General features: G+C 70.5%; 14 protein-coding genes. 8 read left to right on the plus strand and 6 right to left on the minus strand.

Annotated elements, in window-relative coordinates; translation table 11 throughout:
* Positions 1-45: 45 nt before the first annotated feature.
* On the minus strand, positions 46-4,119 hold the full coding sequence (locus tag VXM69_RS15245) for a translocation/assembly module TamB domain-containing protein (protein WP_367189846.1): 4,074 nt from the start codon (positions 4,117-4,119) through the stop codon (positions 46-48).
* A 28-nt stretch (positions 4,120-4,147) separates the two neighbouring features.
* The gene (locus tag VXM69_RS15250; protein WP_226194189.1) at positions 4,148-5,908 is read right to left on the minus strand and encodes an autotransporter assembly complex family protein; all 1,761 of its coding nucleotides are present in this window, start codon (positions 5,906-5,908) and stop codon (positions 4,148-4,150) included.
* Positions 5,909-6,210: 302 nt separating this feature from the next.
* Here VXM69_RS15250 and VXM69_RS15255 point away from each other — a divergent pair, with 302 nt between their 5' ends.
* The 4 genes from VXM69_RS15255 to panD all read left to right on the plus strand — a co-directional run bounded on the left by VXM69_RS15255 (position 6,211) and on the right by panD (position 8,807).
* Positions 6,211-6,399, plus strand: a complete 189-nt coding sequence (locus VXM69_RS15255; protein ID WP_006478107.1) for a DUF3460 family protein — start codon at positions 6,211-6,213, stop codon at positions 6,397-6,399.
* 4 nt (positions 6,400-6,403) lie between these two features.
* The gene (locus tag VXM69_RS15260; RefSeq protein WP_034186260.1) at positions 6,404-7,276 is read left to right on the plus strand and encodes a ScpA family protein; all 873 of its coding nucleotides are present in this window, start codon (positions 6,404-6,406) and stop codon (positions 7,274-7,276) included.
* Positions 7,277-7,536: 260 nt separating this feature from the next.
* Entirely contained in the window at positions 7,537-8,376 is an 840-nt protein-coding gene (gene panC, locus VXM69_RS15265; protein WP_034186335.1) for a pantoate--beta-alanine ligase, read from the plus strand.
* Positions 8,377-8,420: 44 nt separating this feature from the next.
* Positions 8,421-8,807 (plus strand): aspartate 1-decarboxylase, encoded by a 387-nt coding sequence (gene panD / locus VXM69_RS15270; RefSeq protein WP_031398432.1) that lies wholly within the window; start codon positions 8,421-8,423, stop codon positions 8,805-8,807.
* Between the two features lie 92 nt (positions 8,808-8,899).
* On the opposite strand, the gene VXM69_RS15275 is transcribed toward panD, so the two are convergent.
* From VXM69_RS15275 to VXM69_RS15290, 4 genes are all read right to left on the minus strand, one after another.
* Positions 8,900-9,568, minus strand: a complete 669-nt coding sequence (locus VXM69_RS15275) for a ParA family protein (RefSeq protein WP_049028496.1) — start codon at positions 9,566-9,568, stop codon at positions 8,900-8,902.
* Positions 9,569-9,705: 137 nt separating this feature from the next.
* Positions 9,706-10,119 (minus strand): DoxX family protein, encoded by a 414-nt coding sequence (locus VXM69_RS15280; RefSeq protein ID WP_049028495.1) that lies wholly within the window; start codon positions 10,117-10,119, stop codon positions 9,706-9,708.
* 149 nt (positions 10,120-10,268) lie between these two features.
* A complete protein-coding gene (locus VXM69_RS15285; RefSeq protein WP_167361873.1) occupies positions 10,269-10,406 on the minus strand; it encodes a hypothetical protein in 138 nt (45 codons plus the stop codon).
* Between the two features lie 82 nt (positions 10,407-10,488).
* Positions 10,489-11,991 carry a cobyric acid synthase gene (locus tag VXM69_RS15290; protein WP_367189847.1) on the minus strand — a complete coding sequence of 501 codons (1,503 nt, stop codon included), beginning with the start codon at positions 11,989-11,991 and terminating at the stop codon, positions 10,489-10,491.
* A gap of 74 nt (positions 11,992-12,065) precedes the next feature.
* Here VXM69_RS15290 and cobU point away from each other — a divergent pair, with 74 nt between their 5' ends.
* From cobU to VXM69_RS15310, 4 genes are read left to right on the plus strand one after another with little or no spacing between them, the layout of a single operon-like run.
* The gene (gene cobU, locus VXM69_RS15295; protein WP_034186263.1) at positions 12,066-12,620 is read left to right on the plus strand and encodes a bifunctional adenosylcobinamide kinase/adenosylcobinamide-phosphate guanylyltransferase; all 555 of its coding nucleotides are present in this window, start codon (positions 12,066-12,068) and stop codon (positions 12,618-12,620) included.
* Positions 12,614-13,558 (plus strand): adenosylcobinamide-phosphate synthase CbiB, encoded by a 945-nt coding sequence (gene cbiB / locus VXM69_RS15300; RefSeq protein WP_069705610.1) that lies wholly within the window; start codon positions 12,614-12,616, stop codon positions 13,556-13,558. The genes cobU and cbiB overlap by 7 nt, the downstream gene beginning before the upstream one ends.
* Positions 13,551-14,570 carry a threonine-phosphate decarboxylase CobD gene (gene cobD, locus VXM69_RS15305; protein WP_367189848.1) on the plus strand — a complete coding sequence of 340 codons (1,020 nt, stop codon included), beginning with the start codon at positions 13,551-13,553 and terminating at the stop codon, positions 14,568-14,570. Before cbiB ends, cobD begins: the two co-directional genes overlap by 8 nt.
* Positions 14,567-15,484 (plus strand): cobalamin-binding protein, encoded by a 918-nt coding sequence (locus VXM69_RS15310; RefSeq protein WP_226252339.1) that lies wholly within the window; start codon positions 14,567-14,569, stop codon positions 15,482-15,484. The genes cobD and VXM69_RS15310 overlap by 4 nt, the downstream gene beginning before the upstream one ends.
* The last annotated feature ends 18 nt before the right edge of the window (positions 15,485-15,502 follow it).

Below are 15,502 nucleotides of genomic sequence, written 5' to 3' on the forward strand. Positions count from 1 at the left end.
GCTGGCGCAAGAGAAAAACCCCGCACGCATCGTGCGGGGTTTTTTTCATGGCTGCTCGGAACGCCGCGTGCGCGCGGCGTCGCTGCCGAACCACCGGTCGAAACGACGCGTGTAGTTCAGGTCGACGCCCTGGAACGTGCCGCCGTACGCGGACACCGACCAGAAGCGCGTCAGGTTGATCGTCGCCTTGAACGCGTTGCTCGCCGACTGCAGCCCCTGCTCGAAGCCGAGCACGAACCGCTCGTTGATCGCCTTCGACACCAGCACGACCTGCGGATCGGTCAGGCCGACTTCGCTGCGGCCGACCGAGACCTCGTCGAGGCCGAAGGTCTGCGCGACGCGCTTGCCGGTCACGCTGCCGAGCAGCCCGAGCGCCGCCGTCATCGCACCCTGCTGGCCGACGTTGTTGCCCTGGTCGGTGCCGTGCCCGAACAGCAGCCACGACAGCTTTTCGTTGTCCGTGACGTTCGGCTCCGACACGAGCTTGACCGTCAGCGACTGGATCGTGCCCGTCACCTGCACGCCGGCCTCGACCTCCTGGTTGCGCCGCATCGCGAGGATGTTGACGCCCGGGTTCGACACCGGGCCGTTGAACGTGAAGAAGCCGTTCTCGATCGCGAGCTTGCGGCCGAACGACGTGTACGTCGAGCCTTCGGTCACGCGCACGTTGCCGACCGCGCGCAACGGCACGCCCGGCGCGCTCATCACGGTGATCGTGCCGCGCAGCCCGAGATCGGCGCCGTGGCCCTTGAAGCGGAAGTTGTTGCCGAGGCCGATGTCGATGTTCGCGCGCGGCGCCAGCGACGGCGCCGGCTTGTCCCCGGCCGGCTTCGGCTTCGCGGCCGCGGTGCCGGTGGGCGTCTCGCCGCGCACCGTGCCGTCCGGCTGCACGATCACGACGTCGTCGGACAGGTGTGGCGCCGATTCCTCGGGCAGGTCGAACAGCGCGCGGTCGACCACGAACTTGCCGTCGATCGACAGCGCGCCGCGCGGCCCGTCGTTCGCGACGGTCGCCTTGCCCGACAGCGACAGCTTGCGGTCCGGCGCCGCGAACAGTTCGAGCTTGTCCGCGACGATGCTCGCGGTCAGGTCGGGCGCCTCGCCGTCGAGGCGCACGCGGCCGAGCGCGCGCAGCGTGCCGTCGCCGCCGTGGAACTCGACCTGCTGGAATTCGACGAGGTTGTCCGACAGCTTCACGCGCACGATGCCGTCCTTCAGCTGCACGCCCTGGTCGATCAGCGTCGCGGACAAATCGTCGCCCGTCAGCATCCCCGACAGGTTCGGCTTCGCGGGCGTGCCGGCGACCGTCAGCTTCAGCGCCGCGCGCCCGCCCAGCAGATAGCTCGGCCCGAACAGGTTGCCGGTCGTCTTCAGCGCCGGAATGTCGGCGTCGATGCGGCCCGACAGCGGCCCGTCGTTGACGACCCCGAACACGCCGTCGCGCAGCGCGAACGGCACCGTGACGTTCGCATCGAGCGTGCCGATCCGGCTCGCCTTCGCGAGCGCCGTCACGTTGAGCCGGTTGCCGGGCGTGAAGCTCGCGCGCGCGGACAGGTCGGTGAGCCCGAGCGACGCGATGCCGCGCCCGCTCTCGATCGTCACGTCGCCGCCGCGGCGCTTCACCTGCACGTGGCCCGTCGCGTTCGCGCCGAGCGAGAAATCCCAGTCGGCGTCGAGCACGACGTCGGTCCGCACCGGCGGCCGCTGGCCGGTCAGTTCCTGGCGAACCTCGAGGAACCGCGCGACCGACACGCCGCTCACCGAACCGGCCGAGCGCATCTGGCCGTGATCGAACACGAACGACTTCAGGTCGATCGCCGCGCCTTCGAGCGTGAGCCGCGTCGCGCCGAGCGTCACGCGGCCGGCGCCGGCCGACACCGTCAGCGGCGCCTGCAGCGCGACGGCCGGCGTACCGCGATTGGCCAGACGCGTGACGGTGCCGTCCCAGCGCATCCCGTCGCGATTCTCGACCACGCCGCCATTCGCCGCGAGCGTCAGGTCGATCACGCGGCCGTCGGCCATCCCGAGCGCCGACGCGTCGAGCGTATGTTTCGCGCGCGTGCCGTCGAGGTTCGCGCGCAGCGATTTCAGCTTGAACGACCCGAGCGCGATGTCGGTCGCGTCGGCCGTGAACACGAGTGCGCCGTGCGCGCCGTCGCGGATGTCCGCGCGGCCTTGCGCGGCGCCGATCCGGTTCGAACCGACGACGACGCGCTCGGCCTTGTAGGTGGCCGTCACGTTCGGATGCGCGAAGCTGCCCGTCAGGTCGCCCTGCGCCTGCACGAGCCCTTCGATGCCGAAGCCGAGCCGGTCGAGCTGCGGCGCGTCAACGACGAAGCGCAGCCGGTCGCCGGGCGCGCCGAAGCTGCCGCGCAGGTCGACGTGGTTGCCCGCGATCGACAGGTTCGCGTTGCTCGGCAGGATCCGCGAACCGGCGAGCTGCACGACGCCGGCGCCGGTCAGCGGCACGCCGTCGTACAGGCTGTCGCCGAGCTTGAAGGTCGCCTTCGTCGAGACCTGCGGCGCGAACGCGCCCGACGCCGTCAGCGTGCCCGACACGCGCGTCTCGCCGTGCTTGGCCGGCGCCTTGGCCGCCTTGGCGGGCGCCTTGCCGCCGCCGGCCTGCGGGGCGCTCATCGCGGCGAGCAGCAGCGGATCGAACGCCGTCAGCGTCGCCTTCGCGTCGTAGCTCGAATGCGCGTCGTGGCGGAACACGCCCGTCAGGTCGATACGCCCCTTGCCGGCCGTCACCCGCGCATCGGTCAGCACGGTCTGCTGCGGCGTCAGCGCGACTTTCGCGCGCGCGCCGAGCGCGAGCTTCGGGTCGTTCAGGTTGAAGTCGACGGTCGTCGCGTCGCCCGCGAGCGTCACGCCGAGCGGGCCGCCGAGACGCATCGGCCGCAGCTCGGCGACGAACGCGTTCAGGTCGAGGTTCGCGACCTTCAGGTCGAAGCGGCCCTTGCCGCCCTTCAGCGTGCCGTTGCCCGTCACGCTGCCGTCGCGGATCAGTTTCAGCGCGAGATCGTCGATCCGCTGCGCGTGCGCGTCGAGATGCACGTTCGCATGCGCATCGATCACCGGCAGCAGATGGTCGCCGAGCGTGCCCGGTTTCGCGTTGACGATCGACACGGGGCCCGTCACCGCGAACCCCTTCACGGGCGCCGCGCCGGCCGGCGCGGTCACCGGCGCGAGTGCCGCGCGTACCGCGAGATCGGCCGCCGGCGCGCCGGGCGAAAGCGCCTGCGGGTTCACGTGATCGAATGCGAGCGATGCGCGCGTGAGCGCCACGTCGCCGAACGGCGCCGCTTCGACGTGCGCACGCCCGTTCAGCTTCATCCCGCTCGCGTCGACGTCGGCGACGAGTGCTTCGAGCGAGCCCGACACGCGGGCCCGCGCGTCGACCGGCTCGTCCGACAGCTTGCCGGCGTAGGTCGCCTCGCCGCTCAGCGCGAACGGCTTCACGCCGTCGAGCTTCGCGCGCGCGGTCAGCGCGCCGTACGGCGTATCGACGCCGTCGAGCACGAGTTCGTGGTGGCGCCCGTCGCTGCGGCCGCTCAGCGCGAGGTGATCGAGCTGCGTCGTCGAGCCGCCGTCGTGGATCGCGAGGTGATCGACGCGCAGGTCGTCGATCCGCAACTGCAGCGGCAGGCTCAGGTCCTGCGGCGTCGTGCCCGGCGTCGACGGCCCCGGCGCGATCCGCACGTCGATCGTGCCGGCGCGCAGATAGGCGATCGACAGCCGCCACGGCGCACGCGTGAGCGCCCAGCGGCCGTCGAGCCGGTCGATCCGAACCTCGGTGCCCGACCCGTCGGGGCTCGTCCACGCGAAGCCGCGCAGCCGCACGCCGGTCGCGAGCGAGCCGCCTTCCAGCGTCCCCGCAAGCCGGGTGCCGAGCACGTGCCCGGCCACCTGCCACGCGAGCCGCGTGCCGCGCTCGGTCGTCACCGCGCCCAGCACGAGCCCCAGCGCCAGCACGACGAGCAGCACGACCGTCGCGAACGTCCATGCGGCGATGCGCACCACCCGGCCGCGGCGCGGCGCGCGCGGCGGCGTGTCGGGCGCGCCGTCGGGCGAGTCCGGATCGTGAGGCGGCGGCGTGTCGTTCGGGTCCTTCGTCATGCGGTTCGTCGTCGATGAAGCGGTACGGTCAGAAAGCGATGCCGAGCGTCAGGTACGGGCGCACGCTATGGTTGCGCAGCCCGTACGCGACGTCGACGTTGATCGGGCCGACGGGGCTGCGCCAGCGCGCGCCGACGCCGACACCCGGGTAGAACACGCGCTCGCCCCACGCATCGGTCGCGGTGCCGATGTCGAAGAAGGTCGCGGCGCCCCAGTCGCGGTTGAACCAGTGCTGGTATTCGGCGGTGCCCGTCATCAGGTACTTGGTGGGCAGCACGGAGCCGCCCACGCTGTTGCCGATGCTCTGGTAACCGTAGCCGCGCACCGAGTTCGAGCCGCCCGCGCGGAACAGCAGCGACGCCGGCACGCCGGTCGAGCTGCCGCTCGTGAACACGCCGCCGAGCTCCGCGCGGAACACGAACAGGTCACGCTTGCCGACCGGCAGGTACTGCTGCCCGCGCGCGTAGCCGCGGATGAAGCTCTGGTCGGTCAGCACGCCCTTCACCGCGAAGCCGGCCTCCGCGTGGATCAGGTTCCCTGAACGCGGGAACAGCGGATCGTCGACGTTGCGGCGCGTCCACGCCCATTGCGGCACCAGCGCGCGGCTCGTGGTCGGCCCCGCGCTGTTCTGGTCGAGCCGGTCCTGGTAGAACATCAGCGAATACGAATAGTCGATGAACTGGCCGGTGCGCGTGCGCTGCGCGCCGACCCGCGCGCTGTAGATGCGCGTGTCCGACACGTTGGTATTCGTATAGGACGCGAGCAGGCTGTTGGTCCAGCCCTTCTCGCCCGGCGGCATCGACAGCTGGACCTGCCCGTACTGCTGGATCTGGTCGAGCCGGCCCGACACCGTCAGCGGCCACGCGGCGCCGAACGTGTCGAGATACGTGTAGGAGCCCTGCACGTGCGGTCCGGTATCGGTGGCGAAGCCGACGCCGCCGCGGATGTTGTTGTACGGGAACTCGCTGACCTTCACGTGCACGGGCGTGCGCTCGGGCTTCGACGTATCGTCGCCGACGTCGATCGCGACGCTCGCGTAGTACGGCGTGTTCTGCAACTGCCGCTGCAGTTCGGTGATCCGCCGCACGTCGTAGATCTCGCCTTCCGACAGCGGATTGACGTTCGTGACGATCTTCTCCGGATAGCGGCGCACGCCGTCCACGTCGACCTTGCCGATCGTGAACGTCGGGCCGCTGTCGAACGTGACCGCGAGCGTCGCGCGCTGCGTGCGCGGATCGATGCGTGCCTCGGACGACGCGATCTTCGCGCCGAGATAACGGCGCGACTGCAGCTGCCTGAGCGCCGCGTCCTTCGCGCCGTCCCAGTCGGACTGCGTGAACGGGTCGCCCGGCTTCAGCGAGAACGCGAAACGGGTCGCGGCCTCCTGCTTCGGATCCTCGGTGTCGACGGGCCCCTTGAACGTCAGGTCGACCGTCGACACGACGGTCTGCTTCCCCGGATCGACCGCGATGCGCACGTCGCGCTTGCCGTCGCGCGTGCGCACGTCGGTCCGCACGACCGGCGAGAAATAGCCGGCCGTCGCGGTCAGGTCGCGCACCTGCTGCGGCGTGGCGGTCACGAGGAAGTCGAACTGGTCGTCGCTGATGTCGTCGCGCTTCGCGAAGCGCGCGATGTCGAGATGCGACTTGAGGAGCTTGCGGATCGAGCGCGGCGCGTCGATGTCGACGTCGTACTTCGCGTGGGCCGGCAGCGCGAAGCACGCGGCGAGGCACCCGGCGAGGGCCGCCCGCGCGATGCCGGCCGCGGCGCCGGCGCGACCGCGCGCCACGCGCGGGCCCGCGTGATGCCCCGTAGGTGCTTGCTGGTTCGACTGCCCCGCCAAATATGACCTCGCCGTCCTGGATTGTTACGGTTTCGTGGAAAACCCTGTATTTGACCACAGGGCGCGGGCGCCAAAGCCAAACGATTGTGAAAGAGTGCAGGGTCCGGCACGACCGCCGAACCCCGCACGCCGGCGGCCGACCCGCGGATTCGACGCGCGATTGGCGCCGGCTGTTCCCCGCGATGCGGTAAAATCCCGCCATCGCGAATCCGGCGCATCGTGCGCCGCCCGAAACGGAAGATCCAGCCATGCCGTACCAGTCCGACGTCACGCAATTCCTGAACCAGCTCAAGCAGCAGAAGCCGACGCTCGAAGAAGAGCAGCGCAAGGGCCGTTCCCTGCTGTGGGACAAGCAGCCGATCGATCTCGAAGAGCGCGCCGAGCAGCAGGAATCGCGCGTGAAGCAAACGTCGTACGTCTACTACCAGAACTTCTGACGACGTGAGCGCCGCCGACGAGGCCAGCGCCGCCCGGCAGGACGACGCGATCGCCGCGCCCGCGGGCGCCGATTCGACGCCCGACACGGTCGACGGTGTCGCGGCGTTCGCTCGCCTGTACGGCGAGCCGCTCTTCAAGCTGCCGCAGGATCTGTACATCCCGCCCGATGCGCTCGAGATCTTTCTCGAGACGTTCGAGGGCCCGCTCGACCTGCTGCTGTACCTCATTCGCAAGCAGAACTTCAACGTGCTCGACATCCCGATGGCGCAGGTCACTGCGCAGTATCTGGGTTATGTCGACCAGATCCGCACGTCGAACCTCGAGCTGGCGGCCGAATACCTGCTGATGGCCGCGATGCTGATCGAAATCAAGTCGCGGATGCTGCTGCCGGTCAAGAAGGCCGACACCGGCGAGGAAGCGGAAGATCCGCGCGCCGAACTCGTGCGCCGCCTGCTCGAATACGAGCAGATGAAGCTTGCCGCGCAGCGGCTCGACCAGTTGCCGCAGCTCGGCCGGGACTTCCTGCGCGCCGAGGTCTACATCGAGCAGAGCATCACGCCGCGCTTCCCCGACGTGAACTCGGACGACCTGCGCGCCGCATGGGCCGACGTGCTCAAGCGCGCGAAGCTCGTCCAGCACCACAAGATCTCCCGCGAGGAGTTGTCGGTACGCGAGCACATGAGCCTGATCCTGCGCCGGCTGCAGAACGCGCGCTTCATGGAGTTCGCCGACCTGTTCGACACGTCGCGCGGCGTGCCGGTCGTCGTCGTGAACTTCATCGCGATGCTCGAACTCGCACGCGAATCGCTCGTCGAGATCACGCAGCCCGAACCGTTCGCGCCGATCTACGTGCGCCTCGCGTACCTGCCCGCGTAACACCCGCCCCCGCCGCTTACCGTTCCCCGGCGCCTCGCCACGCTCGCCGCCGCGCCGCGGCGGCTGGCCGTCGGGCGGGTTTCCGCCACGCCCGGATAAAAAGTGAACGATCGTTCTTTTATCGGTGCGTCCGGCGGCCAAATCCTCTACAATCCGCCGACGCCGATGCGCCGCCCGCGCGCCGACGTGCTCCGCTTCGACCCCGACGCCGCTGCCGCGGCGCCAACGCGCGCATGCGCGAGGAAACCCGCTACCCGATCATGAAAGTCATCAGCTCGATCCAGGAACTGCGCGACCAGCTGCGCGGACAGAACCGCACGGCGTTCGTGCCGACGATGGGCAACCTGCACGAAGGGCACCTGTCGCTGATGCGTCTCGCGCGCCAGCACGGCGACCCGGTCGTGGCGAGCATCTTCGTCAACCGGCTGCAGTTCGGCCCGAACGAGGATTTCGACAAGTACCCGCGCACGCTGCAGGACGATATCGAGAAGCTCCAGAAGGAAAACGTCTACGTGCTGTTCGCGCCGACCGAGCGCGACATGTACCCGGAACCGCAGGAATACCGCGTGATGCCGCCGGACGATCTCGGCGGCATCCTCGAAGGCGAGTTCCGGCCCGGCTTCTTCACCGGTGTATGCACGGTCGTGTCGAAGCTGATGGCCTGCGTGCAGCCGCGCGTCGCCGTGTTCGGCAAGAAGGACTACCAGCAGCTGATGATCGTGCGCCGCATGTGCCAGCAGCTCGCGCTGCCGGTCGACATCATCGCCGCCGAAACCGTGCGCGACGAGGACGGCCTCGCGCTGTCGTCGCGCAACCGCTACCTGTCGACCGACGAGCGCAAGGAAGCGCCGGAGCTCGCGAAGACGCTGCAGCGCATGCGCGAAAGCGTGCTCGGCGGCGAGCGCGATCTCGGCAAGCTCGAGCAACAGGCGCGCACGCACCTGGCCGAGCGCGGCTGGGCGCCCGACTACCTGTCGATCCGCCGCCGCGCGAACCTGATCGCGCCGAGCGCCGCCGAACTCGAAGCCGGCGAGCCGCTCGTCGTGCTCGCGGCCGCGAAGCTCGGCGCGACGCGCCTCATCGACAACCTGGAAATCTGACGGGCGGCCCGCCCGCGCCTCTCATATCGCATCACGGAGACACCATGCAGCGCCACATGCTCAAATCGAAGATCCACCGTGCGGCGGTCACGCACTGCGAACTGCACTACGAAGGTTCGTGCGCGATCGACGAAGACCTGCTCGAAGCCTCGAACATCGTCGAAAACGAACGGATCGACATCTGGAACATCAACAACGGCGAGCGCTTCTCGACGTACGCGATCAAGGGCGAGCGCGGCAGCGGGATGATCTCGCTGAACGGCTCGGCCGCGCGCCGCGCGCAGCTCGGCGACCTCGTGATCATTGCAGCGTTCGCGATGGTCGACGAAGCCGAACTGCAGGCCGGCTGGAAGCCGAAGCTCGTGTTCATCGACGACGGCAACAAGATCAAGGGCCACCGCGATCACGTGCCGACGCAGAACTGGACGTAACCCGGCTGCCGCCCACGGACAAAGGGCCGGATCCCGTACTGCACGGGATCCGGCCCTTTTCGTTTCGTCGTGCGTGCGCGGCGGCTGCGCGCTCAGGAGGCCTTGGCGATCTTCTCGGCCTTTTCCGCCTTCGGCGGCCGGCGCTCGGCCCATTCGACGATCGGCCGCCACTGTTCGAGATCCTTCTCGACGCGGCTCTTCGCGACGTCCCACAGCGTCAGGCCGTGCGCCGCGATCTGCACGTAGTTCTGCGTGTCGCGCACGTAGCCGAGCACCGGCAGGCCGAGCCCTTCGACGAAGCGGTGCAGCTGGTCGGACGAGCGCGTGCGCGCGTCGACCCGCATCCCGACGATCCCGACCTCGACGCTGCCCTTGCGCACGGCCTTCTCGCCGGCCAGGCGCTCCAGAAACTGCTGGGTCGCGAGAATATCGAACATCGACGGCTGCAGCGGCACGATCACCTTGTCGGCCAGTTGCAGCGCGAGGTTGAGGCGGGTGCCGTGCAGGCCCGCCGGCGTGTCGATCACCGCATATTCGAGGCCGCGCGGCGGCTTCGACGGCGCGTCCGGGTCGAGATCCCACGCCTCGATCGGCGGCAGGCCGGCCGGCCGCAGGTCGAGCCACGCATGCGCGGACTGCTGCCGGTCCAGGTCGGCGAGCGCGACCCATGCGCCCTGCGCCGCGAAATAACCGGCAAGATTGGTGGACAGCGTGCTCTTGCCCACGCCGCCCTTCGGATTCGCCACCACGATCACCGTCATGAATTCCCCCGAAGAAGCCACGCGGCGCCGGCCGCATGGCTGGCGCCGCTCGATTGCGGATACAGGGAGCGATGATATCGGCAAACGGGGTGTCACCGGAACGGGTTGCGCCGATCCGCGCACCACTTTCATCCGACTTACGCGCGCCGGACCGCGGCCTCCGGCGCGCCGATCGCGAACGCGCCGCCGCCCAGCAGCGCCTGCACGGCCAGCGTGACGGCCCAGAACGCCGGATATTCCCAGCCGCCGTGCGGCGACGCGAAGCTCCAGCCGTTCGGCAGATGGGCGGCGGTCGCGCCGAGCATGAACGGCAGCAGCACGAGCGCGGCGACGCGCACGCGCACGCCCGCGAGCAGCGCGAGGCCGCCCGCCAGCTCGACGAACGTCGTCAGGTAGGCGAGCCAGCCCGGCAGGCCGATCGACGCGAAAAACTGCGCGGTGCCGGGCAGCGTGAAGACGAACACCTTCTGCGCGACGTGCGCGAGGTACAGCACACCGAGCGTGACTCGCAGCAGCGTCGCGGCGAAATCGTTCAGGCGATTGGCGTTCATGGCGGATTCCTTCATGAGTGGATGAGAATGGATCGCACTCTATTCGAATCATTTCGACCGATAAACACGCCAATTCGCTTTAACTATCTCCAAACAGGAACGAATCGGATTAAAAAAAGGGCATGACCGATCATGCCCGTTGCGATACGTCAGTAGCCGCGCTTGCCTTGAGTCGCGTCGCCCGAGCCGGACGGGCCGCCGGGCGCCGGCGAATCGCACGCGTGCGCCACCGCCGACACGCCCAGCAGCGCCGCGAGCAGCACGCTCCACCACCATCGAGCCTTCATCGTCGCACACCTCCGGGCGGACCTCCGCCCTCCTCTGTTGTACGCGATCGGGCGGAAAAAGCGAGGGCCGGCCGCCCGCGCGTCAACGAAATTCGGCGTACAGCGCGTCGAGATCGAGATGGTCGGCGAACGTGTCGGCCAGCCGCTCGAGCGATGCCTCGCGCAGCGCCGGATAGTCGATGCGCGCCGCGCCGTCGAGCCCGGCCCAGGCGAGCAGCGCCGCGCAGGCGTCGGGCGTGTCGAACAGCCCGTGCACGTAGGTCGCGAGGATCTGGCCGTCCGCGGACACCGCCCCGTCCGGCCGCGCGCCGTCCTGCGTGCCGCCGGCTGCCAGCGTCAGCGCGGGCGCCGCGAGCGCGGGCCCGCGCGTGTCGCCCATGTGGATCTCGTAGCCGCGCACGGCGCCGCCGCCCGGCAGCGCGAGGTGCCCCGTCACGTTCTTCAGCGTCTTGTCGGGCCGCAGCGTCGTGTCGAAATCGAGCAGCGCGAGCCCCGGCACGCTGCCGGGCGCGCCTTCGAGGCCGAGCGGATCGTCGAGCGTGCGCCCGAGCATCTGCATCCCGCCGCAGATGCCGATCACCTTGCCGCCGTAGCGCAGGTGGCGACGGATCACCGCCTCCCAGCCCGCGTCGCGCAACCATGCGAGATCGCGCTGCACGCTCTTCGAACCGGGCAGGATCAGCAGGTCGGCGTCCGGCACGGGGCCGCTCTTCCAGTACGTGAATTCCACCTGCGGGTGCGCCCGCAACGGATCGAAATCGGTGTGGTTGCTGATGCGCGGCAGCGCGGGCACCACGACGCGCAGCACGTCGGCATCGCCGCGCGCGGCGGCGCTGCGCGCCTGCGCGGGCAGCATGTCCTCGGCGTCGAGCAACAGCCCGTGCAGGTACGGCAGCACGCCGAACACGGGCTTGCCCGTCTGCGCGCGCAGCCAGTCGAGCCCCGGCTCGAGCAGCCGGATGTCGCCGCGGAAGCGATTGATCACGAAACCGCGCACGCGTGCGCGTTCGCTGTCCGACAGGCACGCGAGCGTGCCGACCAGATGCGCGAACACGCCGCCGCGGTCGATGTCGGCGACCAGCACGACCGGACAGTCGACGCGTTCGGCGAAGCCCATGTTCGCGATGTCGCCTTCGCGCAGGTTGATCTCGGCCGGGCTGCCGGCGCCTTCGACGATCACCGTGTCGTAACCGGCGCGCAGGCGTGCATAGGACTCGAGCACCGCATCGAACGCGACCGGCTTGTAGTCGTGATACGCGCGCGCGTCGAGGTTCATGCGCGCCTTGCCGTGAATGATCACCTGCGCACCGCGGTCGCTCGTCGGCTTCAGCAGCACGGGGTTGAAATCCGTATGCGGCGCGACGCCCGCGGCCAGCGCCTGCAGCGCCTGCGCGCGACCGATCTCGCCGCCGTCGGCCGTCACCGCGCTGTTGAGCGCCATGTTCTGCGGCTTGAACGGCGCCACGCGTACGCCGGCGCGGCGCGCGAGGCGGCACAGACCCGCGACGAGCGTACTCTTGCCCGCATCGGACGTCGTGCCCTGGATCATCAGCGTGCCGCGCGGCCGCGGCTCGGGTGCATTCATCGTGTCAAGGTCGTCGCTCAGCAAAGGCCGCATTATCGCCCGCGACGGGTCGCGCGCGCCGTTACAATCACGCGATGATTCCGCACGACCTCACCTTCGTCCTCGGCGGCGCGCGCTCGGGCAAGAGCGCTCATGCCGAGCGGCTCGCCGCCGACAGCGGCCGCCCCGTCACCTACATCGCGACCGCGATCGCCGCCGATGCCGAATTCGCGCAGCGCATCGCGCATCACCGCGCGCGCCGGCCGGCCGACTGGGGCTTCGCCGATGCCCCCGTCGATCTCGCGGGCACCCTCGCGCGGCTCGACGATCCGCACGCGTGCCTGCTCGTCGACTGCCTGACGCTGTGGCTCACGAACCTGCTGTGCCCGGCCGACGGCGCACCGCTCGACGATGCGCAGTACGCGGCCCAGGCCGACCGTCTCGAGCACGCATTGCGCGGCGCACGCGCGAAGGTGATCGTCGTCAGCAACGAGATCGGGCTCGGCGTCGTGCCGCTCGGGTCGGTCACGCGCCGCTACGTCGACGAACTCGGGCGCCTGAACCAGCGCGTTGCCGCGCTCGCGACGCGCGTGACACTGCTCGTCGCCGGGTTGCCGCTCGACCTGAAGGCCGGAGCATCGTCATGCTGATGCTGTCGCTGCCCGTCGTCGCGATGCTCGCGGTCGCGGCCGCGATCGTCGACCGCGCACTCGGCGAGCCGGCCGGCTGGCATCCGCTCGTCGCGTTCGGCCGCCTCGCCGCACGCCTCGAAGGCGCGCTGAACACGGGCCGGCGCGGCCGCATGGTCGGCGTCGCCGCGTGGATCGCGGCCGTCGTGCCGCCGGTGGCCGTCGCGGCATGGCTCGTCACCGTGCTGCCGTGGCCGTTCGCGGCCGCGCTGCACGTCGCGCTGCTGTGGTTCGCGCTCGGCGCGAAGAGCCTCGCCGACCATGTCGCGCCGATCGCCGCCGCGCTGCTGCGGCACGACCTCGCCGCCGCCCGCACGCTGACCGCCCGCATCGTGTCGCGCGACACGAGCGACGCGGACGAAGGCGCGCTGTCGCGCGCGGCCGTCGAATCGGCGCTCGAGAACGGCAACGACGCGATCTTCGGCGCGCTCTTCTGGTTCGTCGTCGCGGGCGGTCCCGGCGCGCTGCTGTTCCGGCTCGCGAACACGCTCGACGCGATGTGGGGCTACCGCACGCCGCGCTTCCTGACCTTCGGCTGGGCCGCCGCGCGTCTCGACGACGCGCTGAACTGGCTGCCCGCCCGCCTCACGGCCGCGAGCTACGCACTGCTCGGCGACACGGCCGCCGCATGGCACTGCTGGCGCACGCAGGCGCGTCACTGGGACAGCCCGAACGCGGGCCCCGTGATGGCAGCGGGCGCCGGCAGCCTGAACGTGCAGCTCGGCGGTCCGGCCGTCTATCACGGCGAGATCGAGGATCGCCCGGCGCTCGGCACGGGCGCCTCGGCCACCGCCCTTCACATCGTCGCCGCGCTGTCGCTCGTCACGCGCACGCTTGCCCTGTGGCTCGCGCTGCTGGTCGCGAGCGGCGCACTCGCCATGGCCACCCATCATGTCTGATACCCCCATCGCGCACGGCGGCAACCTGCATGAAGCCGCCCGCCGTCACGGCATTCCGTACGACGCCTGGCTCGACCTGTCGACCGGCATCAATCCGGTCGGCTATCCGGTGCCGCCGGTTCCGGCCGACGCATGGCGGCGGCTGCCCGACGACGGCGACGGCCTCGCGGCTTGCGCCGCGCGGTACTACCGCGCGCCCGATCCCGCACACGTGCTGCCGGTCGCCGGCAGCCAGGCCGCAATCCGCGCGCTGCCCGCGTTGCTGCCGGCCGGCGACGCCGGTGTCGCGGCGCTCGCGTACGGCGAATACGCGCCTGCCTTCGCGCGGCACGGCCATCGCGTCGTGCCGCTCGACATCGGCACCGATACGCTGCCGGCAACGCTGCGCCACGTCATGGTCGGGAATCCGAACAATCCGACCGCCGAATTCGTGCCGACGGAGCGCCTGCTCGGCTGGCATGCGCAACTGGCGGCACGCGGCGGCACGCTGATCGTCGACGAGGCGTTCGCCGATACGGGTGCGTCGCAATCGCTCGCGCCGCAGGTCGATCGCCCGGGGCTCGTCGTGCTGCGCTCGGTCGGCAAGTTCTACGGGCTCGCCGGCATCCGCGCGGGCTTCGTGCTCGCGAGCCCGGAACGGATCGCCGCGCTGCGCGACATGCTCGGCGCGTGGACGGTCGGCGGTCCTGCACGTCATGCCGTGACCGCGGCGTTCGACGATCGCGCGTGGCAGGCTGCCGCCCGCGAACGGCTCGCGGCCGACGGCGAACGACTGGCCGCGCTGCTGCGCGCACACGGCTTCGCGGTTCGTGCAACGCCGCTCTTCAGCTGGACCGACGACCCGCGCGCCGCGGCACTGCACGCGGCGCTCGCGGCGCATGGCATCTGGACGCGGCACTTCCCGACACCGTCGAGCCTACGCGTCGGCCTGCCGGGCAGCGAAGCCGAATGGCGGCGCCTCGGCGACGCGCTCGCGCACTGCGTGCCGCTGCTGCAACGGGCACCCGCATGAGCCCGCGCAGGTTTCGCCGCCTGGCGCCGGTCGCGATGCTGGCCGCGCTTGCGCACCCGCCGCTCGTCCGCGCCGAAGTCGCGACGCGCGACGATGCCGGCAACACCGTCACGCTGCCCGCCGCCGCGCAACGCGTGATCAGCCTCGCGCCGCACGCGACCGAACTCGTCTACGCGGCCGGCGGTGGGGCGAAGCTCGTCGGCACCGTCACGTACAGCGACTATCCGCCCGCCGCGCAGGCGGTGCCGCGCGTCGGCGACAACAAGGCGCTCGACCTCGAACGGATCGCCGCGCTCAAACCCGACCTGATCGTCGTCTGGCGGCACGGCAACGCCGAGCGGCAGACCGACGCGCTGCGTGCGCTGCATATCCCGCTGTTCTTCAGTGAACCGAAGCATCTCGACGACGTGTCGTCGTCGCTGCGCAGGCTCGGCACGCTGCTCGGCACGCAGCCGGCGGCCGATGTCGCCGCGGCCGCCTATACGCGCGACATCGCGGCACTGCGCACACGCTACGCGGCGCGCGCGCCCGTCACGATGTTCTTCCAGGTCTGGGACCGGCCGCTGACGACGCTCAACGGCACACACCTGATCAACGAGGTGATCGAGCTATGCGGCGGCCGCAACGTGTTCGCATCGCTCAAGCCGCTCGCACCGACCGTCACCGACGAGGCCGTGCTCGCGGCCAATCCGGAAGCGATCGTGACGACGAGCGCCGGCGCGACCCGTTCGAACGAACCGCTGCCGAGCCTGGCGCGCTGGCGCGCGTGGCCCGCGCTGACGGCCGTGACGCGCAACAACCTGTTCGCGATCGACGGCGATCTGCTGACGCGGCCGTCGCCGCGGATCGCACAGGGCGCGGCCGCGCTGTGCGAGGATCTCGATGCCGCGCGGGCGCGGCGGCCGGCGCGCTGAGTCACGCGCCACCGGCGC

The organism is Burkholderia sp. Ed8 (assembly GCF_040761425.1).
In the GTDB taxonomy this organism is placed as follows: domain Bacteria; phylum Pseudomonadota; class Gammaproteobacteria; order Burkholderiales; family Burkholderiaceae; genus Burkholderia; species Burkholderia seminalis.

Coding starts and splice junctions, on each gene's coding strand:
- VXM69_RS15245 (WP_367189846.1), bottom strand. CDS start 4,119: ATGACGAAGGACCCGAACGACACGCCGCCGCCTCACGATCCGGACTCG.
- VXM69_RS15255 (WP_006478107.1), top strand. CDS start 6,211: ATGCCGTACCAGTCCGACGTCACGCAATTCCTGAACCAGCTCAAGCAG.
- panC (WP_034186335.1), top strand. CDS start 7,537: ATGAAAGTCATCAGCTCGATCCAGGAACTGCGCGACCAGCTGCGCGGA.
- panD (WP_031398432.1), top strand. CDS start 8,421: ATGCAGCGCCACATGCTCAAATCGAAGATCCACCGTGCGGCGGTCACG.
- VXM69_RS15275 (WP_049028496.1), bottom strand. CDS start 9,568: ATGACGGTGATCGTGGTGGCGAATCCGAAGGGCGGCGTGGGCAAGAGC.
- VXM69_RS15280 (WP_049028495.1), bottom strand. CDS start 10,119: ATGAACGCCAATCGCCTGAACGATTTCGCCGCGACGCTGCTGCGAGTC.
- VXM69_RS15285 (WP_167361873.1), bottom strand. CDS start 10,406: ATGAAGGCTCGATGGTGGTGGAGCGTGCTGCTCGCGGCGCTGCTGGGC.
- VXM69_RS15290 (WP_367189847.1), bottom strand. CDS start 11,991: ATGAATGCACCCGAGCCGCGGCCGCGCGGCACGCTGATGATCCAGGGC.
- cobU (WP_034186263.1), top strand. CDS start 12,066: ATGATTCCGCACGACCTCACCTTCGTCCTCGGCGGCGCGCGCTCGGGC.
- cbiB (WP_069705610.1), top strand. CDS start 12,614: ATGCTGATGCTGTCGCTGCCCGTCGTCGCGATGCTCGCGGTCGCGGCC.
- cobD (WP_367189848.1), top strand. CDS start 13,551: ATGTCTGATACCCCCATCGCGCACGGCGGCAACCTGCATGAAGCCGCC.
- VXM69_RS15310 (WP_226252339.1), top strand. CDS start 14,567: ATGAGCCCGCGCAGGTTTCGCCGCCTGGCGCCGGTCGCGATGCTGGCC.